Annotated in this window: 19 protein-coding genes and 3 pseudogenes; 9 read left to right on the forward strand and 13 right to left on the reverse strand. The window is 71.1% G+C overall.

The genetic code is table 11. The annotated features are described in order from the left end of the window. Positions 1-83: 83 nt before the first annotated feature. Positions 84-439 (reverse strand): annotated as a pseudogene (locus tag RB628_RS01395) (YciI family protein). A gap of 97 nt (positions 440-536) precedes the next feature. Between RB628_RS01395 and RB628_RS01400 the strand changes: the two are divergent. Further along, positions 537-1,586: an acyl-CoA dehydrogenase family protein gene (locus tag RB628_RS01400; protein WP_318318363.1), complete on the forward strand. Its 1,050-nt coding sequence runs from the start codon at positions 537-539 to the stop codon at positions 1,584-1,586. Positions 1,587-1,724: 138 nt separating this feature from the next. On the opposite strand, the pseudogene RB628_RS01405 reads toward RB628_RS01400, so the two are convergent. Then, positions 1,725-1,964: pseudogene (locus RB628_RS01405) on the reverse strand (alkanesulfonate monooxygenase); the annotation flags it as partial. Between the two features lie 321 nt (positions 1,965-2,285). Here RB628_RS01405 and RB628_RS01410 point away from each other — a divergent pair. From RB628_RS01410 to RB628_RS01420, 3 genes are all read left to right on the forward strand, one after another. Continuing rightward, entirely contained in the window at positions 2,286-2,723 is a 438-nt protein-coding gene (locus RB628_RS01410) for an SPW repeat protein (RefSeq protein WP_318318364.1), read from the forward strand. A 171-nt stretch (positions 2,724-2,894) separates the two neighbouring features. Continuing rightward, entirely contained in the window at positions 2,895-3,179 is a 285-nt protein-coding gene (locus RB628_RS01415; protein ID WP_318318365.1) for a GlsB/YeaQ/YmgE family stress response membrane protein, read from the forward strand. A 195-nt stretch (positions 3,180-3,374) separates the two neighbouring features. Beyond that, positions 3,375-4,256 carry a GNAT family N-acetyltransferase gene (locus RB628_RS01420; RefSeq protein ID WP_318318366.1) on the forward strand — a complete coding sequence of 294 codons (882 nt, stop codon included), beginning with the start codon at positions 3,375-3,377 and terminating at the stop codon, positions 4,254-4,256. A 34-nt stretch (positions 4,257-4,290) separates the two neighbouring features. Here RB628_RS01420 and RB628_RS01425 read toward each other — a convergent pair whose 3' ends face one another. Beyond that, positions 4,291-5,067 (reverse strand): GNAT family N-acetyltransferase, encoded by a 777-nt coding sequence (locus RB628_RS01425; protein ID WP_318318367.1) that lies wholly within the window; start codon positions 5,065-5,067, stop codon positions 4,291-4,293. A 165-nt stretch (positions 5,068-5,232) separates the two neighbouring features. On the opposite strand from RB628_RS01425, the gene RB628_RS01430 reads away from it, so the two are divergent. Then, positions 5,233-5,724: a nucleoside deaminase gene (locus RB628_RS01430; RefSeq protein WP_318318368.1), complete on the forward strand. Its 492-nt coding sequence runs from the start codon at positions 5,233-5,235 to the stop codon at positions 5,722-5,724. 34 nt (positions 5,725-5,758) lie between these two features. Here the strand turns inward: RB628_RS01430 and RB628_RS01435 are convergent. Next, a pseudogene (locus RB628_RS01435) lies at positions 5,759-6,664 on the reverse strand (GNAT family N-acetyltransferase). 191 nt (positions 6,665-6,855) lie between these two features. Here RB628_RS01435 and RB628_RS01440 point away from each other — a divergent pair. Beyond that, positions 6,856-8,451: an alpha/beta hydrolase gene (locus RB628_RS01440; protein ID WP_318318369.1), complete on the forward strand. Its 1,596-nt coding sequence runs from the start codon at positions 6,856-6,858 to the stop codon at positions 8,449-8,451. A 31-nt stretch (positions 8,452-8,482) separates the two neighbouring features. Here the strand turns inward: RB628_RS01440 and RB628_RS01445 are convergent, their stop codons facing one another. Next, positions 8,483-8,923 (reverse strand): SsgA family sporulation/cell division regulator, encoded by a 441-nt coding sequence (locus RB628_RS01445; RefSeq protein ID WP_318318370.1) that lies wholly within the window; start codon positions 8,921-8,923, stop codon positions 8,483-8,485. Between the two features lie 485 nt (positions 8,924-9,408). Between RB628_RS01445 and RB628_RS01450 the strand changes: the two genes are divergently transcribed. Next, a complete protein-coding gene (locus RB628_RS01450) occupies positions 9,409-10,848 on the forward strand; it encodes a PP2C family protein-serine/threonine phosphatase (RefSeq protein ID WP_318318371.1) in 1,440 nt (479 codons plus the stop codon). Here RB628_RS01450 and RB628_RS01455 read toward each other — a convergent pair. Beyond that, positions 10,845-12,341, reverse strand: a complete 1,497-nt coding sequence (locus tag RB628_RS01455) for a hypothetical protein (protein ID WP_318318372.1) — start codon at positions 12,339-12,341, stop codon at positions 10,845-10,847. The genes RB628_RS01450 and RB628_RS01455 overlap by 4 nt on opposite strands. Positions 12,342-12,574: 233 nt before the next feature. Here RB628_RS01455 and RB628_RS01460 point away from each other — a divergent pair, with 233 nt between their 5' ends. Continuing rightward, positions 12,575-13,720, forward strand: coding sequence for an aminoglycoside phosphotransferase family protein (locus RB628_RS01460; RefSeq protein ID WP_318318373.1), 1,146 nt, complete (start codon positions 12,575-12,577; stop codon positions 13,718-13,720). A gap of 213 nt (positions 13,721-13,933) precedes the next feature. Further along, a complete protein-coding gene (locus tag RB628_RS01465) occupies positions 13,934-15,931 on the forward strand; it encodes a peptidoglycan recognition family protein (protein WP_318318374.1) in 1,998 nt (665 codons plus the stop codon). 52 nt (positions 15,932-15,983) lie between these two features. Here the strand turns inward: RB628_RS01465 and RB628_RS01470 are convergent, their stop codons facing one another. The 7 genes from RB628_RS01470 to RB628_RS01500 all read right to left on the reverse strand — a co-directional run bounded on the left by RB628_RS01470 (position 15,984) and on the right by RB628_RS01500 (position 21,551). Then, positions 15,984-16,481, reverse strand: coding sequence for a hypothetical protein (locus RB628_RS01470; protein ID WP_318318375.1), 498 nt, complete (start codon positions 16,479-16,481; stop codon positions 15,984-15,986). A gap of 60 nt (positions 16,482-16,541) precedes the next feature. Next, positions 16,542-17,141: a CGNR zinc finger domain-containing protein gene (locus RB628_RS01475; RefSeq protein WP_318318376.1), complete on the reverse strand. Its 600-nt coding sequence runs from the start codon at positions 17,139-17,141 to the stop codon at positions 16,542-16,544. A 103-nt stretch (positions 17,142-17,244) separates the two neighbouring features. Continuing rightward, positions 17,245-17,487 carry a DUF397 domain-containing protein gene (locus RB628_RS01480; protein WP_055523791.1) on the reverse strand — a complete coding sequence of 81 codons (243 nt, stop codon included), beginning with the start codon at positions 17,485-17,487 and terminating at the stop codon, positions 17,245-17,247. A gap of 83 nt (positions 17,488-17,570) precedes the next feature. Then, positions 17,571-18,737, reverse strand: coding sequence for a thiolase domain-containing protein (locus RB628_RS01485; RefSeq protein WP_318318377.1), 1,167 nt, complete (start codon positions 18,735-18,737; stop codon positions 17,571-17,573). After that, entirely contained in the window at positions 18,727-19,785 is a 1,059-nt protein-coding gene (locus tag RB628_RS01490) for a thiolase domain-containing protein (protein WP_318318378.1), read from the reverse strand. Before RB628_RS01490 ends, RB628_RS01485 begins: the two co-directional genes overlap by 11 nt. Continuing rightward, positions 19,782-20,729: a Zn-ribbon domain-containing OB-fold protein gene (locus RB628_RS01495; protein WP_318318379.1), complete on the reverse strand. Its 948-nt coding sequence runs from the start codon at positions 20,727-20,729 to the stop codon at positions 19,782-19,784. The genes RB628_RS01490 and RB628_RS01495 overlap by 4 nt, the downstream gene beginning before the upstream one ends. Positions 20,730-20,750: 21 nt before the next feature. Then, positions 20,751-21,551 (reverse strand): crotonase/enoyl-CoA hydratase family protein, encoded by an 801-nt coding sequence (locus RB628_RS01500; protein WP_318318380.1) that lies wholly within the window; start codon positions 21,549-21,551, stop codon positions 20,751-20,753. Between the last annotated feature and the right edge of the window lie 104 nt (positions 21,552-21,655).

Below are 21,655 nucleotides of genomic sequence, written 5' to 3' on the forward strand. Positions count from 1 at the left end.
CGGTCCCGGGGGTGTGTACATCGCATGAGACGTCGGGGAGTTCACCGGAACACCCCGGCGCCACGGCACCGGTCCGTCAGCCGTCAGTCGTCGACCTCGCCGAGGAAGGGGCGGACCTCGATCGGCAGGGTGGTCGCCAGGACCGCCTTGCGGCCCCATTCCAGGGCCGTGTCGAGGTCGTGTGGCATCAGGCCAGGCAGATCCCGCCGAGGAACTCCTTGTTCTCGGCATAGGATCCCTCGATCACCTCGACCTCGTCACCCATGGGCCGCAGTACGGTCGCGGCGTCCGGGCGATGGAGTCCGCCCGCGAAGACCCAGGCTCCGGCCTCACGCAACTCGTCGTGGAAGACGCTCAGGCTGCGGTTGATCTCCACCGTTGTCTCGGGCGCGGGCGGTTCACCGACCGGCTTCATCGCACTGAGCAGGTAGTACTTCATCAGGTCCTCCTGGGATCACGGCTCTCCCCCACCTCCTACACGAAGGGAGCACCCCTGGAGAGACACAACGCACCGCGGCACCGGGAGAATCCTGTTCATGACCGCCATCCCGCACCCGCTCGTCACCGTCGCCCGCCGACTCGCCGCCGAGATCCTGGCCCCGCAGGCCGGCCGCGTCGACCAGGAGGGCGTGCCCGCGAGCAGCATCAAGGCCGTCAAGGAGTCCGGGCTGCTCGGGGTGAGCGCTCCGAAGGAGTACGGGGGCGCGGGCGCGCCCGCCGCGGTGGCCCGGGAGGTCGCCGAGATCCTGGCCGGGGCGTGCTGTTCGACCTGGTTCGTGCAGACCCAGCACCACACACCGGTGAAGCTGCTGACGGACTCTCAGTTGCCGGTAAGAGAACGCCTGTTGGGCCCACTGTCGACGGGCGCCCTGTTGTCCGGCATCGCGTACGCGCACCTGCGGTCCTTCCCCCGCGTCCCGGTGCGGGCCGGGTACGAGCGCGGAGGCTGGCGCTTCGACGGGACAGTCCCCTGGTACACGGGCTGGGGCCTCAACGACGTCATGCTACTCGCGGGGCTCACCGACACGGACGAGGTGGTGTTCGCCTTCACCGACGCACGCGAACAGTCGGGGCTGCGCGCCTCGTCGCCGATGCGTCTGGCGGCACTCACGGCCGCCAGTACGGTGTCCCTGGAGCTGAAGGGCCTGCGGCTGCCGGAGGAGGCGGTCGTTCTGCGGACCCCGCGCGAGAAGTTCGCCCTCGTGGACCTGCCCCGGGCCGCCAACACGAACCCCGCCGTGTTCGGGGTGGCGTACGCGGCCCTCGACCTCCTCGCCGTCCACCCGGACGCCACGGCGACCGCGCGCTCACTGCGCACCCGACTCGACGCCGTCCGCCGCAACGCGTACGCCCTCGCGGACCACCGCCGGCCGCAGGAGCACATCGCGGACCGGCTGGCGCTCAAGACCCGCGCGTACGACCTGATGCGAACGGCGACGACCGCGGCGATCGTCGCCGGGGGCGGCCGGTCCCTCGACATGAACCGTCCGGCCCAACGGCTGGCGCGCGAGGGCCTGTTCCTGCTGGTGCAGGGTCAGACATCCGACGTGCGCGGCGCACACCTCGGGTCCCTCGCCTCGCCCTGACCTCCTTGTGCCGGTCCCGGCCGGCGTGTCGCCGCGAGGGTGCCGAGGAGGGACAGCTGCGCGCTCGTCAAGCACGGGACCGCGTGTGCTGCACCACGACTTCGCGACCCGGGACACCTCTGACGTCGAGCACGTGCACCCGCGGTTCGGCAGAGCGAGCATCCGCTGCCGCCCCTCCGACTCGCTGCGGGCTAGGCGGTCCGGACCGAAGCCCGCGAGAATGCGGTCCGCCTCCGCCCACGCCGCCTCCGCGGGGTCCCGGGCGGTGACGTGCAGCCGGACGCCGAACCGCGGGGTGCGTGCGCCCCAGGTGAGGCAGACGTCGACGTGCCGCGCGGCCACCGCACCGGCGATCGGTGAGGAGCCCCGCAAGTACACCCCCGCCGTCGAGGACCCAGCGGCCGGCCTCGTGCCGCTCGGCGGCACGGTGAACGGCACGCAGACGCGATGCGTCCAGGCGAGCGACGCATCTTCATGCCGCTGATCGTGACAGTCACCGCCGAAGACGGAAGTCGAGGAGAACCCGCCCCCGCCCTGACGGGTACTGCCGACGCGGCGCGACACCCACCGTGCGCGGTGGGTCACCCAGCGCCCCCCACCTACACATAAGGAATATATAAGTGCAGAATGGAGATACGCGGCGTTTACCGCACACCGCATCAGGCGCGGTCGGACCAGCACAGTCGAAGGAGACGAGTCATGGCCAACGTCTCGCACACCAGAGGTGACATCCACAGCCACCCTGATGTTTCCGAAATGCGGGCACGGTACGCCCGTATGCTCGGCGGTCGCGATGTGGCGCTCGTGGACGGACCGGTGTTCCTCGTCGGTCTCTACTGCGCCGCATCCCCCTGGATCCTCCACTACACGACAAGCCAGCCCCCGCTCGTGACCCACAACCTGATCATGGGCATCGCGATCGGTCTGCTGGCCCTCGGGTTCACCAACACTCCGGAGCGCATGTACGGCCTCAGCGGGGCTCTGTGCGCCATGGGCCTCTGGATGATCGTCTCGCCGTGGATCGTCGGCGACGGTCCTGACGCCGGTGTGGTGCTGAACAACGTCATCGTCGGCGTCCTGGCCCTGTTCCTGGGGCTGTTGAGTGCGGGCGCCACGCGAAGCGCGACCAGGTCATAGGCGCGCGCGGCGAAAGTGGACAGCCGTCCGCACACGAAGGCGAGAACCGCGCCCGGTCCCGTGCAAGGGCCGGGCGCGCTCGTCGTTCCGGAACCCGGCCTCCGAACAGACTGCCCCGGGCCGCAGCGGGCACCAGAAGGACACAGCCAACACAGGCGAAGAGGGGCGGACATGACGATCTCGAGCATCATCGGCGCCATCATCATCGGCACCGTCATCGGCATACTGGGCCGGCTCGTCATCCCGGGGCGCCAGCGAATCGGAATTCTCTGGACCATCGGCGTGGGCATCGTGGCCGCGCTCGTCGGATCGGCGATCGCCGCCCAGTTCGACGTGTCCGACACGGACGGCGTCGACTGGGTCGAGTGGCTCATCCAGATCGGGCTCGCCGCCCTCGGTGTGGCCGCGCTGGACCGGGCTAAGGCGCCGCGGCGCACACACAACAGGCGGCGGTGACAGCGCGAGAGTGAGCAACGGAGTCCGGGGGCAGAACCGAGGCCGCCGCGCGGGGGCAGAGGCCCGGGGGCGCCGAAATCACCTTGCGGGCGGTGAGCCGGCGGAGCTGGCCTCGGCGGGCCCACCGCCCGTGTACGATCCGGCACGGTGCGGCCGTTCCGCCCTCCACGGCCCACTCACCGTCACGGAGGCCCTTTGCCCCCGCGCGTCACCGCACTCATCGATCCCGAACCCGGCGCGTCGAGCCGACGGCTCGCCTGGCTGGCCGCCGACCCGGGCGGTGCACCACTTGGTTCCGCGTTTCTGCGCCTGTTCACCGGCCGGGGCCAGGAGCATCTCGCCGAGCTGGACATCGCCGTCCACCGTGCCGAGCGTCGCCAGGGTGTCGGCACCCTGCTCCTGGAGGCCGCCGTCACCGCGGCCCGCAGCGACGGACGACGGTCGGTCGTGGCGCAGGCCAAGGAGGACTCCCCCGGCGACCGCTTCCTGGCGGAACGGGGTTTCCGCCGGGTGCTGGCGCTGACGTACGCCCGGCTGGTGCTGGCCGACGCCGACCTCCTGGAGATCACCCGGCTCGCCGAACTACCGCACCCGGGCTACCGGTTGACGGCATGGGAGGGCCCTGTGCCGCCCGATCTGGCCCAGAGCTATGCCGACTCGCGCCGCGCCATGGACGACATGCCGATGGAGGACACCGACTACGGGACGGTCGCGTGGGACGTCGACCGCGTCCTGGCGGCGGCCAAGGCGGTCGCGAAGCGCGGCGACCTGCTGCACACCGTGGCCGCGCTGGACGCGGCGGACGGCTCGGTCGTCGGATTCTCCGAGCTGGTGGTGCCGGGCGACGGTCGGGGCGACGGACAGCACTACGGTACGGCCGTACTCCCCGAGCACCGCGGACGCGGCCTCGGCCGCTGGATGAAGGCCGAGTCGATCCGCCGGGCCCGCCGACACCACCCCGCACTCGCGGGGCTGCTCACCGACACGGCGAACAGCAACACGCCGATGCTCGGCATCAATGACGACCTGGGGTACGTGCCCGCACACCGGGCGGTGGAGTTCCAGCTCGGGCTGTGAGACCGACGCCGCCCGGCGAACCGGCGGTCATGGGTCAGGGCTCGTACACATACGGCGTGGTGGTGGTGAGCGGTTCGAAGCCGAGGCGTTCGAGGACGGGCCTGCTCTGGTGGGAGGCGTCGACCTGGAGGTAGCGGTAGCCGCGCTCCACGGCGTCGCGGGCCCGGTGGGCGACCAGGGCCCGGTAGATGCCCTTGCCGCGCCAGCCCTCGACGGTGCCGCCGCCCCACAGTCCGGCGAACCGGGTACCGGGTACGAGTTCCATGCGGGCCGCGCTCACCGGCTCGTCGCCGGCCAGCGCCACGACGGCAGTGACCGTGTCCGGTTCGTCGGTGAGCCGGGCGAGCAGCTGGTGGCGCAGCCGGGAACTGTCGGTGCCGAATGCCTTCTCGTGCACGTCCGCCACCATGTCGACGCCGGCCTGGTCGGTCACCGGAACGAGGCGGATCCCCTCGGGCGGCTCGGTGTCGAAGGTCAGACGGGCGACCTCGCCGATCATCAGCGTCTCCTCGGGTGCGGGCGTGAACCCCGCCGCTCGCAGCCGTTGCCCCAGGTCGATGGGGAAGTCGTGGCCATAGAGCTTCCACTCGAACGCACGTTCGAGATCGCTGTAGTAGCGGATCTGCTCGGCGATCGCCTGGTCGGCTCGCGCCGCGTCGAGGTCGGACCAGACGACCCCGTTCCACCCCTGGGCGTCGGCGACCTGGCGCACCACCCCGCCCACCCGTTCGATTTGGGCGCCTGGCCCATCGGGCTGCGCCCCTTCGCGCATGTCCCGGTCGTAAAGGGCGAGCACCGCTGCATGATCCATGCCGCAACTCCAGCATCCCGATGCGGCAAGCGCAACGGTATTGGCGGCCGTGATACGTCACCCTTCGAGACATTCGCATGAGTGAAGTGCGGTTCGGCGCGGTCACGGTGTCGTACGGACGTACTCTGCAGCCTGACACCGCACCCCGGGGAGGTACGGTCAGCCGTGGTGAAGAGCGGCGAACTGCCCCACCCGCGCCGCTGCGTGGAACTGGCCGCAGGGGCGCTGACAGCGGGCGACGAGCCGTTCGGCTCCGTCCTGGTGAGCGGGGAGGGCGCGGTGCCGGCGGAGGACCACAACCGGGTGGCCTCCGGCGACCGCACACGCCACCCGGAGTTCGAACCGGCCCGCTGGTCCGCCGCCCGTCTGACGCCGGAGCAGCGCGCGGCAGCCACCGTCCGCACCTCCGGCGAGCACTGCCCGTGCGCCCCCGCGCACGCCCGAATGGGCCTCGGACGGAACGTGCACGTAGCCTCCTCCGGCCAGCTTGCCTCCTGGATCGACGAGTTGGGCGCGCCCGCGCCGCCGGCACGGACGCTGCCGAACGAGGTCGCGCCCGGGGTGACAGTTGAGGGACCGGTACCGGAACGGGGGGCACAGGCGCCCGAACTGCACCGCCGGTTCCCCACCGGCGCACCCAACAAAGCTGACCGATAAGGGAGTTGGCCGCCACCCAAGTCGGCCGCTACCGCTACCCGAGTTCGAGGGTGGTCACCCCGAAGACCCATTCCCTGGCGAACCCCCGCACCGGTCCCGTGTACATGCGCGCAGGCTCGAAGGACGGCGTGAAGCCCGCCTCCTCCACCATCGCGACGCCAGCGGCGTTCGGCTCGGGGACGTCGATCGCGACCTCCCTCCCGGGGGGCGTCGGCGCTCAGCGCGGCGAACAGCGCCCGGGCATCGTCGGCGGTGTCGGCGAACAGCGGGCCGATGCGGGGCGTGTCGCGGCCGGGGCGGACGACCCCGTAGCCGGTGACGGCTGGGTTCGCGAGGCCGTCCTGGGCAACGTCGGCGACGGCCTCGCGCACGAAGGCACGATGGCCGGGGCCCGTCAGCCAGTGCTCCAGGAAACGGGGCCGGTCGGCGGGGGTGCAGAGCGCGTCGTACGCCGTGATCGCCGCCAGATTCTCCCGCCGTACGGGACGCACGTGTGCCGGGGTGCCGCGGGCGGGGGCGGTTGCGGTGTTTACCGGACGGTGCGGTGGGCGCATTCGAAGCCGGAGCGGCGGTAGTTGTCCTGCTGGGCGACCACTCGGTCGAGGCCGACGGTGCGGGTGCCGGCGTGGGCCGGCGCGGTCTTCCAGGTCGTGATGCCGTATCCGCGTCCGCGCAGATCCGGGCGGACGAGACAGAAACCCAGAAAGGCTTAGGTCTCCCCGTAGTTGACAACCGAGATCGCCGAGACCGGCTCCCCGCCCACCCGGCCGATGAAGAAACCCTCGGGGTCCTGGGCGAAGAACCCCGTGGTGTCCGACAGGCCCGGGTTCCAGCCCTCGCCGGCCGCCCAGCCGGTGACCACGGGCCAGTCCTCGGGCATGGCCCGGGTGACGACGAGGTCTTCGGGACCCGAAGGGACCGGGCCGGCGGAGGAGGTCATGGGGGTGCTCCGTTCCGTTCGGTGGAGGGACGCGGCTCCATCCGACCATGGGTCCCGAAGGGAGCGCGACCACCCGGACGCGGCCCCCACGAACGCCCTCCCTCCGCCGGGAGGCGAGGCCCTGTCCGCCCGCTTATCGTGATCGAGGGCGCCGTCCCGGTCGACAGCCGGGCCCCGCCCCTGGAGGCCTTATGCGGTCCGCGTACCGACGCCGGGCGCTCGCCTCGGCGGCGACGCTCGCCCTGCTGGGGACTGGTTCGCCGACGGTGACCGCGGCGGACGACGAGCCCGGCCTGTCCCGCTTCCACCACCAGAAGATCAAGTGGTCGGACTGCGCCGACGAGGCGGCGATGGACGATCCGCCGACGGACGATCTCCAGTGCGGCAGGATCACCGTCCCGCTCGACTACGCGAAGCCCGGCGGCGCCACGCTCGACCTTGCGATGGCCCGCCACCGCGCGACCGGGAAGTCCCGGGGTTCCGTGCTGCTGAACTTCGGCGGCCCCGGCGGCGCGGGCGTCAGTCAACTCGCCTATGACGGCAAGGACTTCATGGGCCTGACGAACGGCTACGACGTCGTCACCTTCGACCCGCGCGGCGTCGGCAGGTCCTCCCCCGTCAGCTGCGGCGAGGGCACGGAGCCGGACGCCGACGTCGTCGGCGGTGAGGCCGGGGACAATCCGCGTGCCGTCCTGGAACAGCTGCGCAGGGCGGCCAAGGCCTGCGCACGGCACTCCGGCCCCGTACTGCGGCACATCGGCACCGTGAACGCCTCCCGCGACCTCGATGTGATGCGTCAGGCCCTCGGCGACAAGAAGCTCAACTACCTCGGATTCTCGTACGGGACACGGCTCGGCGCGGTCTACGCGGCCCAGTTCCCCGGGAAAGTGGGCCGGTTCGTCCTCGACGGCGTCGACACCCTCACCGAGTCGCTCGCGGAGCAGGGTCTCGCGGGCGCCGCCGGGCAGCAGACCGCGCTGGAGGCCTTCCTCAACTGGTGCGTGACGGACATCGCCTGCCCGTTCGGACAGGACGCGCGCATCGCCCGCCGACGAGTCGTCGACCTGGTGGACTCCCTCGACAAGGACCCGGTGCCGACCGGCTACGGCGACCGCTTCTCCGGCCAGGACCTGGTGGGGGCCATAGGCCAGGGGCTCTACAGCAAGCGGATGTGGCCGCCCCTGGAGCGGGCCCTCGCCGCGCTGGTCGAGGACGGGGACGCACGAGGTGTCATGGGGTTCGGCGGCGGAGGTGCCACTGTCCCTTCGCGCCGGAGCCCCGCGCGGGAGGCCCCCTCCCCGGACTCCGACGGCGGGCTCGTCGACGAGGTGAAGGTACCCGTCGACAACTTCCCCTCCGCGCTGATGGCGATCAACTGCGCCGACGACCCCGACCGCCCCACCGCGGCCCGGATCACCAAGCAACTGCCCGCCCTGCGCACCGCCTACGAGCAGGTCTCCCCGGTGTTCGGCCGCTATCGCCTCACCGAGGTCCTGACGTGCTACGGCCGTCCCAAGGGCACGGACTTCATCCGCACGGAGGTACGGGACGTCGACACCCCGAAGATGCTCCTCGTGGGCACGCGCGGTGACCCGGCCACGCCGTACCGCTGGACCACGGAGACTGCCGAGCGGCTGGGCTCGTCGGCCGTCGTCCTCGACAACAAGGGGGAGGGCCACACCGGGTACTCGTCCTCGAAGTGTGTGCATCGCACGGTCGACGTGTTCCTGCTGTACGGCTCCCTCCCGGCCGACGGCAGCTCCTGCGGCGCGGACGAGTCCGGCTGAGGCCTCTGCGTGGGTACACACCCCTCCGCCCTCACGGCTCCCTGCCCTCGCCCCCTGCCGAGGGGGCGCCGAGGAGTTCGGACAGGCCGCGATCGACGGCGTCGCCCAGGTCCTCTCTCCCGGCCGCCACGACGGCGAACGTACGGAGCAGGAAGCGGCGCAGAACCGGTGTGTCGAACTGGAGCAGGGCCAGGCCGTGCGGCGAGTGGAGTTCCAGGACGGTCCGTGCCGGCCCGCACGGCCAGATGTGCACATCACCGCCCCCTGCGGGCCGCCGTACGCCTTCCTCCAACAGGCTCCGGGCGAAGGTCCAGCTCACCCCCTCGCCGTCGAGGGCGGCCTCGGCCGGGAAGTCGATGTGGACGGCCAGCGGATCGGTCGAGGCGTAGCGGAGCGTGGCGTGGACGGGGAGCTCCTGCTCCTCCGAGGTGATCAGACGCGCGGGCGCGGGCTGTTCGAGGGTGACATCCATGGCAGTCTCCGCTCCGGTTCGGGCCGACGGTGGTGATGCCGACGCGTTGTGCCGACGTGGTGTTACGACCCCGAAATGGCCTCTCCGATTACGCGGAATCCACAGCTTTTAATGTGAGCTGCATCACTGTCGCGCGCGGTTTTCCGCAGGGATCGCGGACCGTTGGGCGATTCGGGGGCAACCTGACGGTGCACCCCGCCAACACATCCCCACGCATCGCACAAACGGCCGTCGAACACGCGACTGAATGAGTTGCCACTCATCTCCATCGATCCGCCAAGTCGCGTACCCCGCCTACGACTTGGCACACCGAACGCGTACCGTTTTCGCATCACGAAAACCGGCCGAGAAGACTGTGACATATGCCAGAAGCACCACCGCATCGTGTGTTGCCAAATTACTTACAGGGGGTCGCAGGCTGTGCAAGAGTCGTAACCGGTCCTTTCGCCAGCCTTGGTCGTACCGTCCCTTTATCGGAGTGCGTCATGCCGCCCCATCTCTCCGCGGACCGTCCAGCCGCCCAGCCGCCCGCGCGCGGCTCCGTCGACGCGCTCATAACGCAGGCCCGGCAGCTCAAGGGCGACGTGGACGCCGTCCGACGGGACACACCCGCCGACGGATCGGACCCGCAGGGACGCTGGCAGCGCGCTCTGTACGACCTGGCACTGCATCAGCTCAACGATCTCGACGAGCACTTGGCCCAGCTACGGGACGGACCGCAGCCCCTGCCCGAGGCTGACGCGCCCACCGGGGCGGTGTCCGCGGTCCGAGCCGCGCCGACCGCTCCCCGGCGCGACTCGCTCCTCAGCCGGGTCGGCAGCGCGGAGTGGAATCTCCTTACGGACGAGGCCAGTTGGTCCGGTGAGCTCTACCAGATCCTCGGCCGGGACCCCGCCGCGGACCCGCTCACTCTCGACGAGCTTCCCTCCCTGGTCCTCGACGAGGACCGGTCGAGGCTCACCGCGATGGTCACGGACTGTCTGATCGACGCCAAGCCCATCGACGGCGAGTTCCGCATCCTGCGGCCCGACGGCGGCGTACGGACCGTGCACATGATGGGCGAGCCCGTGCTCGACACCGACGGCGGTACCGCCTCCATGTGGGCCGTGCTGCGGGACGTCAGCGAACTGCGCCGCAGCCAGCGGACGGTGAGCGAGACCCATGACTCGTTGCAGCGTCACCGGCACCACGCGCAGTCCGAGCGCCGGCTCGCGGTCGAGCTGCAGGAGGCTGTGCTGCCGCCGTGGCGCGGCTCCCTGCGGCTCCCGCACCAGGGACCCGAGGCGCTGGACCTGGCCGCCCATTACCTCCCCTCCTCGACGAGCGCGCTGATCGGCGGCGACTGGTACGACGCGCTCGAACTGGCCGACGGCGAAACCCTGTTGAGCGTCGGCGACCTCACCGGCCACGGGGTGACCGTGACCTCCGGCGTGGCGATGCTGCTGGGCGCGCTGCGCGGCATGGCCGTGGCGGGCACCCGGCCGGGTCAGCTCATGTCCTGGCTCAACCAGTTACTCGACGCGTCCGTCCAGCCGGTCCTGGGCAGCGCGGTCTGCTGCCGCTACCGGCCCGATACCCGCACCCTCACCTGGGCCCAGGCAGGTCACCCCGCCCCGCTGCTGTTCCGCGCCGGGACGGGACGCATGCTGAACCCACCGGAGGGAGTCCTGCTCGGCGCGACCCGGAGCGCCGTCTACGGGCAGGCCCAGGTAACCCTCGAACCGGGCGATGTACTCCTCCTGCACACCGACGGGCTGGTGCCCGGACGCTGGGAAGACACCGCCGCCCCACACCGCCTGCTGGAACTGGCCCCGCGCTTCGGTGAGGCGCGGACCGCGCGGGAATGTGTACGTGCGGTGGTGGAGGAGTTCGGCGAGACCGAGCGCGAGGACGACGCCTGCGTACTCGTCGCCCGAGTGGACTAGACCCGCCCGCTGTTCGCGCCCCTCTCCTTCGCCTGCCTGGGCAGCGACAGTTTGATCTCCTCGCGGAGTTCGTTGATCTTCGGAAAGCCGGAGTACTCGGCGGTGAGCCGGTACATCTCGCGCAGCCGGTCCCAGGTGCGGTGGGACGAGTTCGAACCCATCGACACGAGGGCCAACCGCGCATACCCGGCGGCCTGTTCGGGGTCGTCCGCGATGAAGCACGCGGAGGCCATGGACAGGAAGTCGAAGATCTTCGAGCGCTGACGGCCGTCGACCCTCAGTTCCAGGGCCTTCTCCGCGTAGTACTGGGCGTGCACCGCCGCGGCCGGTTCGTGCTCGGCCAGGGTGCGGTAGGCCAGCGCCTGCATGCCGTACAGGTCCTCCGCCTTGAACATCTGCATCCAGCTCGGCGGCGGCACATCCCCCTTGTCGGAGACGAAGAGGTCCTCCGCCTGCCCCAGGGTGCGGCGCATCGCCTGGCCGCGCCCCATCGACGCCTGCGCCCAGGCCTCGACGGTGTACAGCATGGCCTGGGTGCGTGGCAGGGTCTCCTCACCCGAGCCGGAGTTGGCGAGCTTCATGAGGTCGAGCGCGTCGTCGGGCCGGCCCAGGTGCACCATCTGGCGAGCCGCCCGGGAGAGCGCCTCCCCCGCGCGCGGCCGGTCGCCGCCCTCTCGTGCCGCGTGGGCGGCGATGACGAAGTACTTCTGGGCCGTGGGTTCCAGACCCACGTCGTGCGACATCCAGCCGGCCAGGACGGCGAGGTTGGCGGCGACCCCCCACAGACGCCGCTGGAGAGGTTCGGGGTGTCGGTAGGCGAGCATGCCGCCCACCTCGTTGAGCTGGCCCACCACTGCCTTGCGCTGGAGTCCGCCGCCGCGGGCGGCGTCCCAGGCCCGGAACACCTCGACCGCGCGTTCCAGTTCCTCGATCTCCTGCCACCCGATGGGGGCGGCCTCGTACCGGTCGAAGCCGGCGGGGTCGGCGTGCAGGGGATCGTCGAGGTCGGGAGCGTCGGCGGAGAGAGTCGGGTCGGTGTGCAGCCAGTCGTGCATGGCACTGCTGAGTGCGGAGCCTGCGGTGAGCGCGACGCCCGCACCCACCAAGCCGCGTCGGTTGAGCATGAGGTCCATTCCCGTGAATTCGGTGAGGACCGCGGCAGTCCGTTCGGGCGCCCACGGCACGCCGTCGGGAGCTTCCGCACTCCCGGCGCCCGGCCGTTTCCCCACACGCCCGTGCCGGACCAGACCTAAGTCCTCGATGGTCACGACACGGCCGAGACGCTCGGTGAACAGGGCAGCCAGTACGCGCGGCACCGGATCGCGCGGGATCTCTCCCGTGTCGATCCACCGCCGCACCCGCGAGGTGTCGGTCGCCAGCTGGGGGTGGCCCATGGCCGCCGCCTGCCGGTTGACCAGCCGCGCGAGTTCGCCTTTGGACCAGCCGGCCAGGCCGAACAGGTCGGTCAGACGAGTGTTGGGTTGTCCGCTCACGTCAAGCCCCCAGGTTCTCGGCTGAGTTGACAGTAACCGCCTGTCAGTTGCTGGGCGACTATTCGCCAGGGTTCGCCAGGGTTCGCCAGATGGTGTGCCACTGGACAACCGGTGTCAGGTAGGAAAGCGCCACCCCGACCCGGTCGCCGAAGGACACTCCCCAGGGTGTACCAGGGCGGCCGGGGCGGGTGGCGCACGACCGACGCAGGCACACGAAGGGATCTGTTTCGCCCATGTACGCAGCATCGTCCTCCGTGTCCGCCCCTCCCCGGCTGCTGCACCCCCGCCCGGGTGGCAGCGGCCCGTACCTCGACCCCACGCGTCCGGCGGCTCCCGCACTCGGTGCCGCTGCCGGCCGGGCACGGCGGCTGCCGGGAATCGCCGGCCAGCCGCTCAGTGGGAGACTCGACCTTTCCGGTTCACAGGGCGCCCAGCTGCGCACGGCGATCGCGTCGGTGCACCGGATCTGCCCGGAGTTCGCCCCGGTGCAGGTGCTGCGCCGCAGCGGACGCTCCGTGCTCCTGGTCGGGACGACAGGGCGCAGCACGGCCGTCGCGAAGTGTTTACTGGATCAGTCACCCGCGTGGGCCGAGCGGATCCGGCACGAAATAGCCGCTTACCGCTCGTTCGTGCGGCACCGCCCGCCGGTGCGGGTGCCCCGGCTGATCGCGGCGGACCCGGACAACTGCACGCTGGTCATCGAGCGGATGCCGGGCCGGGCTGCGGCCCTGCAGCGGCATCCGGCCGAGGCACCGCCGCGGGCGGACATCCGGGCGGCACTCGGCGCGATCTGCCGGCTCAACAGCTGGCGTCCGCCGGCGGGCACGTTCGACGCCCCGCTCGACTACGCGGCACGTATCGCCCGGTATCACGAGCTGGGTCTGCTCACCGACCGGGACATGGGTGATCTCCAGAAACTCGTGCACGGCATCGCGCACTCGGCCGGCCGCCAGGGTATGGGCCAGTTCTGCCACGGAGACGCACTCCTGTCCAACATCCTCCTCTCACCGGCCGGTCCAGTGCTGGTGGACTGGGAGCACGCGGGCTGGTATCTGCCGGGGTACGACCTGGCGACGCTGTGGATGGTTCTCGGTGACGCGCCCGTGGCCCGACGGCAGATCAGCCAGCTCGCACAGTCGGCGGGACCGTCGGCACGGGACGCCTTCCTGGTGAACCTGATGATGGTACTGACGCGCGAGATCCGTACGTACGAGCTGGCCGTGCAGCGTTCGATGCACGAGACGACCCCGGCGGCACCGGGACCGGCCCAACCGGGTGCTGCGCCGTCCGGCGAGGAACAGCGGTTGCTGCTGAGGCGGCTGCACGACGACTGCCAGTTGGCCCGACGGGCCGTGCGCGCGGCGGTCGGTACTCGCTGACGGGGGACGTGGGCCCGCGATGCGCCTGGACAGCGGCGCATCGCGGGCCTTCGCCGTGTCTGCACACGGGTCGCCACGAAACTCCCCGCACCCCCGTTGACATGGGAAGTCCTGGGTCTCTGGGCATGATTGACGGATCGACGGGCAGCCGGACACCGCTGTGTGTTCCGGCCACGCACGCCCGGCCACGCCCGCCCGACCCTGGAGGCCGCATTGCGAGGAACCGCCACCGACCCCGACTGCTCCAGCGCTCCCGGACACAGACGGCTGCGCAGGGCCGCCGGTGCTCTCGCCTCGGCGGCGCTGCTGCTGCCGCTGCTCGGCGCGGCCCCGGCCGACAGCGGTTCCCCGGTCACCCGGCTGCAGCGCGCCTTCGCCGCGGCGGCGGACCAGTACCACGTGCCGCAGAGCGTTTTGCTCGCCGTCTCCTACCTCCAGTCCCGTTGGGACGCGCACGCCGGGGCGCCCAGCGTCACCAGCGGCTACGGCCCGATGCACCTCACCGACGCCCGTACCGCTCTCACCGACGCCCGTACCGCTCTCGCCGACGCCCCGCACCACAGCGAGGGCACGGAGGACGCGCGCGGCGACAGCGCCCGGCCGGCCCTGCACCCCACCTCCGACGTGCCGACACAGGCCGGACTCCCGCCCCGCCTGCGGACGTTGACAAGGGCAGCCGAGCTGACCGGCCTGCCTCCGGAGCGGCTCCGCACCGACCCGGCCGCCAACGTGGCCGGCGGCGCAGCGCTGCTGGCCGCCGCCCAGCGGGCCCTGGCCGAGCCGCCGAGCGCCGACCCTGCGGACTGGTACGGGGCGGTGGCCCGCTTCTCAGGCGCCGACGACACCACGACGGCTGCGGCGTACGCCGATGACGTGTACGACGTGCTGCGCACCGGCGAGGAGCGCACCACCGAGGACGGACAGCTGGTCGCCCTCGTGGGGCACCCCGAACTGGTCCCGGACACCGCCCAGTTGAAGCGGGCCGGGCTGCGGACCGTGTCGGCCGAGGGCACCGAGTGTCCGGCGACGGTGTCCTGCGAGTGGATTCCGGCGCCCTACGAGGTGTTCGGCCAGGGCGACTACGGCAATCACGACCTGGGCGACCGGCCGGCCTCCCAGAGCATCCGGTACATCGTCGTCCATGACACCGAGGGCGCCTGGGACGGCGTACTGAACATGGTCCAGGACCCGGCCTACGTGTCGTGGAACTACACACTGCGCTCGACGGACGGGCACATCGCGCAGCACGTGAAGGCGAAGGACGTGGCCTGGCACGCGGGCAACTGGTACGTCAACGCCAAGTCGGTCGGACTGGAGCACGAGGGGTTCCTCGCGAACCCGGACGCCTGGTACACGGAGGCGATGTACCGGACGTCGGCCCGGCTGGTGAAGTACCTGGCGGCCAAGTACGGCATCCCGCTGGACCGGCGGCACATCCTCGGCCACGACAACGTGCCCGGTCCGACCACGTCGACGGTTCCCGGTATGCACACCGACCCGGGCCCGTACTGGGACTGGCAGCACTACTTCACGCTGCTGGGCCGCCCCTTCGAGCGCGCGGCCCTCGCGGGCGACAACGGCATGGTGACGATCCGGCCGGACTACGCGTCGAACCGGCCCACGTACACGGGCTGCGTAACGTCGGGGCAGGCGTGCGCTTCCCACGGGTCGAGCGAGGTGCGGCTGTACTCCCGGCCGGACACCGCCTCGGCGCTCGTCAGGGACATCGGGACTCACCCCACGAGCGGCACCTCGACGACCGACGTCGACGACATCGGGTCGCGGGTCTCCACCGGGCAGCAGTACGCCGTCGCGGAGCGCGAGGGCGACTGGACGGCGATCTGGTACCTGGGCCAGAAGGCCTGGTTCCGGAACCCTGCCGCGAACCCGACGGCGGTGAGCGCTGCCGGTGCGGTCGTGACACCGAGGGCCGGTCTGGCGGAGATCCCGGTGTACGGGAGAGCGTACCCGGAGGCCTCGGCCTATCCGGCGGGGGTGCCTGCCCAGGCGCTGTCGCCGCTGCCGTACAGGCTGTTCGCGGGCCAGAAGTACGTGGCCGGGGAGAAGGTACCGGGCGAGTACTACTACGCCGTCACCTTCGACACGGCCTCGCACCGGGTCGTCGTCGGCCAGGATCAGTACCACGAGATCCAGTTCGGCCACCGGGTGGCGTTCGTACGGGCCTCGGACGTACAGCTCTTGTCCCCCTGAAGCCGGCCCGACAGGGCGAGGGAGCCAGGTTCCCCGTCCTGCGGGCGTCCCGTCAGTTCGTCTGGAAGAGCTCCGCGGGCAGCGGCTTCAGCAGGGCGTACAGGTCGTCGGTGATCGGGCGGTCCCAGGCCGCGATGGTCACCAGGACGTTGTCGCTGCGGTCGAACTGCACGCAGGCGATCCGGCTCTCGGAGAGCTTGAGACGGCGCACGATCAGGAGGTTGTCGCCCTGCATCACCGGGACGTCCTCGGTGCCGACGACGGTGACCTCCTCCTCGTTCTCCAGGGCCAGCAGCAGCTGGGCCACCTCGAACGGGACCTCGTCCTCGGCGACCTCGCGGGCCGGGGAACCCTCGGGCAGATTGCCGATGACCATCGCGGGGCCACGGCCACCGAACAGGTCGTAGCGAAGGAACACGCCCTGGCAGCTGCCGTCGGGCGCGGGCAGCAGGCCCGCGCCGAGATTGCCGGGCCAGTCACCCGGATCCATGGCCAGAACATCGAAGTCGGGGCCGGCGGGAGTGGCGCTGCGGCGGCGGAGGAACGACATACGGCCATGGTACGTGTCCGGCAGGACCTCATGTCCCTCGGGCGCCGCCGGTGCACGACGCTAGCCCACCTGCTTGTGCCGTTCATGGTGACGGGCGACGCGGGCGCGGTTCCCACAGGCGGGCCTGCACCACTCCTGGCGCGGATGCTCCTTGAGGAAGTAGCGCACGCAGCGCGGCGCGTGGCAGGCCCGCAGCCGTTCCCGGTCCGCACTGGCGAGAAAGGCGACAGCGGCCTGCGCGAGCACGGCCACGACCTCCCCTTCGCCTCGTACACCCCGATGTCGCACGACGGGTTCGGCGTCGTCGGCCCAGTCGAGCACGGGGACGGTGGGTTTACGGGCGGCAGCAGCGTTGAGCCGCCGCAGCGCTTCGGCCGGGGGCAGCAGGCGTGCCGCGTCCGCCGGGCTCGGCTCCCCGGGCCGCACCGCGCGGGCGAAGAGGGTCCGCACAGCGGCACGCAGTTCTCGTACGGCGCTCAGCGCGGCCTCGTCCGCGACGAAGCCGTCGGCGGCCGGCAGGGTGTCGCGGTGGGCGCGCACCCAGGTGGTGAGGCCGGTGGGGTCGGTGAGGTCGTCGGCGATACCGCCGTCGCCGTCATGGCGGACGGTGAGGGCAAGGTCGAGGGCGAGCCGCGCGTCGTTGTTGGTCAGGTCCCGCATACGGCTAATGCTAAACCTTGAGGCATCCATTAGCATCGCAGGGGCGGCCCCGCGGGTCGCGGGGCCGCCCCAGCCGAAGCATTGCCTCGGGGTCGGTCCGGTCTCAGGTCAGGTCGAACTCCCCTTCCCGCGCCCCCGACACGAACGCGCCCCATTCCGCGGGCGTGAAAATCAGGGAAGGGCTGTGCGGGCGGCCACTGTTGCGCATCGCGATGAACCCCTCGACAAAGGCGATCTGGACATCCCCCCGCCCGCTGCTGCTGGACTGCCAGTCGGCGTTGCTGAGGTCCAGCTCCGGCTTGTCCCAGCCCGCGAGCGGGTGCTCCTGGATCGTGCTCTCGGCCACGTCCGTGCTCCTCCCGGTTTCGTCGTCCGCGGTCAGCCTAACCATCGGTTCCTGCCGCCGACAGGCCACGTGAGGGGGACGCTTCAGGAGGTGGGCGGTTCGCTGCCGACGAGCCACATGGAAAAGAACTGGGAGCCACCGCCGTAGGCGTGTCCGAGGACCCGGCGGGCCCCGTCCACCTGGTGTTCTCCGGCCTGGCCCCGGACCTGAAGGGCTGCTTCCGCAAAGCGGATCATGCCCGAGGCGCCGATCGGATTGGTCGACAGAACGCCGCCCGACATGTTGACCGGCAGGTCTCCGTCCAGTTCGGTGACCCCGGACTCGGTGAGTTTCCAGCCCTCGCCCTCGGCGGCGAAGCCGAGGTTCTCCAGCCACATGGGTTCGTACCAGGAGAACGGTACGTACATCTCGACGGCGTCGATGTCCCGGCGCGGGTCGGCGATCCCGGCCTGCCGGTACACGTCGGCCGCGCAGTCCCGGCCCGCCCTCGGCGACACGGCGTCCTTGCCCGCGAAGAGCGTGGGTTCGCTGCGCATGGCGCCGCCGTGCAGCCACGCGGGCGGGTGCTGCGCGCGGGCGGCGCCAACGCGGTCGGTGAGGATCATCGCGACGGCGCCGTCGGAGGAGGGGCAGGTCTCGGAGTAGCGGATCGGGTCCCACAGCATGGGCGAGGCCTGGACCTTCTCCAGCGTGATGTCGTGCTCGTGCAGATGCGCGTACGGGTTCTTGAGCGCGTTGCGCCGGTCCTTGTACGCGACCAGCGAGCCGACCGTGTCGGGGGCGCCGCTGCGCCGCATGTACGCCCGGACGTGCGGGGCGAAGAAGCCGCCGGCCCCGGCCAGCAGCGGCTGCTGGAAGGGGATCGGCAGGGACAGTCCCCACATGGCGTTCGACTCGGACTGTTTCTCGTAGGCCAGGGTGAGGACGGTGGCGTGGACTCGGGACCTGACGAGGTTCGTGGCGACGAGGGCCGTGGATCCGCCGACCGAGCCGGCGGTGTGCACGCGCAGCATCGGCTTGCCGACCGCGCCGAGGGCGTCGGCGAGATACAGCTCGGGCATCATGACGCCCTCGAAGAAGTCGGGCGCCTTGCCGATGACCACGGCGTCGATGTCGGCCCACGTCAACTCGGCGTCCATGAGGGCACGTTGAGCGGCTTCCCGCACCAACCCGGCCATCGACACGTCCCGGCGGGCGGCGACGTGCTTGGTCTGGCCGATCCCGACGACCGCCACGGGCTCACTGGGCATGACGGGACTCCCCTTCGAGTACGGCGACCAGGTTCTGCTGGAGACAGGGCCCGGAGGTGGCGTGGGCGAGCGCCCGGTCGGACTCGCCCCGGTGGATACGCGCGGCGGCCTCGCCGATGCGGACGAGCCCGGCGGCCATGACCGGGTTGGCGGCGAGAGCACCGCCGGAGGGGTTCACGCGGACGTCTCCCCCCAGCCGGAGCGCTTTCCTCAGGACCACCTCCTGCGAGGTGAAGGGGGCGTGCAACTCGGCCGTGTCCACGGGCCGTTCGAAGGCTCCGGCCATTTCGGCGGCGAGTCGCGTCGACGGTGAGTCGGTCAGCTCACGGACGCCGAGCGAGTGCGCCTCGACGCGGTGGTCGATGCCCCGGATCCACGCGGGCCGCTCGCACAGTTCCCGGGCCCGTTCGCCCGCCGCGAGGATCACGGCGGCGGCCCCGTCGCCGATCGGCGGGCAGTCACCGGTACGCAGCGGACGCACGACGTAGTCCCCTTGGGGCACCGAACCACGAAGCTGGGCATGGGAGTTGGAGCGCGCGTCCGTCCTGCTGCGGGAGGCGACGGCGGCGAGCGCGGGCTCGTCGGTGTCGCCCGAGTCGATGAGCGCCTGCGCCTGAAGCGCGGCGAGCGCCACCGAGTCGGGCCACAACGGAGCCACGTAGTACGGATCGAGCTGCCGGGTCAGGACGTCCCGCACCGAGCCCGGCGAGGACTTGCCGTACGCGTACACGAGCGCCGTGTCGGCGTCACCGGTCAGCAGCTTGGTCCATGCCTCGTACAGCGCCCACGCGCCGTCCATCTCCACATGGGACTCGGAGATCGGCGGCCAGGCGCCCACGCCGTCGAGGGCCATGGTGAAGGAGAAGGCGCGGCCGGCGAGGTAGTCGGAGGAGCCGGAGCAGGTGAAGCCGATGTCGCTGGTCTTCAGCCCGGTCCGGTCGAGCACCTCGTGCAGTACCGGCATGAGCATCTCGACCTCGGAGAGCTCTTCACTGGTGCGCCGGTGATCGGTCTGCGCGAAGGCGACGACGGCGATCTCGCGTGTCACAGCGACTCCTTGTACGTCTCGTAGTCCGCGTCGGGTTCGCCGGTGGGCCGGTAGTGGTCGGGATAGCGGCCCCCTTCCGTCCACACCGGCTCCACCCGCAGCCCCATGCGGACCTGGTCGTAGGGGATGCCGCCGATCCGGCCGTGCAGGGCGAGGTCGGCGCCGTCGAGAGCGATGTGCGCGTAGACGTAGGGCACTTCGATGTCGAGGTTGCGCGCCTTGATGTTGACGATGCAGTACGTGGTGACCGTGCCCCCGGGTCCCACCTCGACCTGCTCGGCCGTGCCGACACCGCAGGTGGGACACGCGCCCCTGGGCGGGACGTACACCTTCCGGCAGGAGGGACAGCGCTCGCCGACGATCCGCTGCTCGGCGAGGGCGGTGATGTAGGCGGTCTGGGCGCGGCCGGGCGAGTAGGTGTAGTCGAGGCGGGCCGGGGCGACGATGCCGGTCACCATGTCCTCGAACTCCCCGTCATGGCCGGACACTTGGCTACCGCTCGTGCTGTCGTACGGCTCGAAGCAGGCGATGTCCGTGATCGCCCCGGAGCGCGATGCCGCCCAGCGGACGCGGACGCGCATCCCGGTGCGGACAGTGTCGGGGCCGGGGGCGTCGAGCGCGTGCAGGAGGGCCGTGTCGGCGCCGTCGAGCCGGACCAGGACCCAGGCGAAGGGCGTGTCGAGGGGCTGGCCGCGGCGCGGGGCGTGGTTCCAGGCCCAGGTGGTGACCGTGCCGGTGGGGGCGACCTGCACGAGGTCGCGTATCTCGTCGGCGGTCACCGGGTCGTACTCGACGGGCGGGACGAGGGTGCGGCCGTCGGTGGTGCGGACGCCGAGGACGACCTGTTCGCGCAGGCCGGTGAGGAAGGCGCTCTGGACGGGGCCCAGGGAGCGGGTGAAGGGGAATTCGACGACCAGGGGGGCTTTGAGGACTTCGGTGGTCATCCCGGGGTGCTCCTTCGCGGGTCAGGCCCGCCTGTAGACGGGCGGGCGCTTCTCGGCGAAGGCACGGGTGCCTTCCTTGGCGTCGGCGGTGTCGAAGATCGGCCAGCCACGCTTGAGTTCGGCGGCGAGACCGTCGGTCTCGGTCAGCTCGGCGGCCTCGTAGACCGAGGCCTTGACGGCCTCGACGGCGAGCGGGCCGCAGGCGTTGATGCGCTCGGCGATCTCCAGTGCCTTGTCCAGGGCGGTCCCGTCGGGGACGACGTGTCCGATCAGGCCGATCGCGGCGGCCTCCTGGGCGCTGTACGGGCGTCCGGTGAGCAGCATTTCCAGGGCGTGGGTGCGCGGGATCTGGCGTTGGAGGCGGACGGTGGAGCCGCCGATCGGGAAGAGGCCGCGCTTGACCTCGAAGAGTCCGAAGGTCGCCGACTCGCCCGCGACGCGGATGTCGGTGCCCTGGATGATCTCGGTGCCGCCCGCGACGCAGTACCCCTCGATCGCGGCGATCACCGGTTTGCGGGGGCGGTGGTGGCGCAGCATCGCCTTCCAGTGCAGATCCGGGTCGGCCTTGAGCCGGTGGCGGTACTCCTCCCCCTCCAGACCGCTTCCGGCCAGGGCTTTGAGATCCATGCCCGCGCAGAAGGCGCCCCCGGCTCCGGTGAGCACGATGGATCGGACGGCGTCGTCCTCGTCCGCCTCGACCCAGCCGTCGTACAGCCCGACGAGCATCGGCAGCGAGAGCGCGTTCTTGGCTTCCGGCCGGTTGAGTGTGAGCACCAGTGTGGCGTTCTCACGCCGCACGGTCAGGTGTTCCGTCCCACCCATCGCCCATCTCCCCTCTGAAAGAACGAGAACAGGTGAAAGAACGAGAACAGGTTGCAGGAGTGGAGGAAGCACTTCAAGGGTTTTCTGACAGGTAGTCAGATTTC

The sequence above is a fragment of the Streptomyces sp. ADMS genome, from assembly GCF_033441795.1.
In the GTDB taxonomy this organism is placed as follows: Bacteria; Actinomycetota; Actinomycetes; order Streptomycetales; family Streptomycetaceae; genus Streptomyces.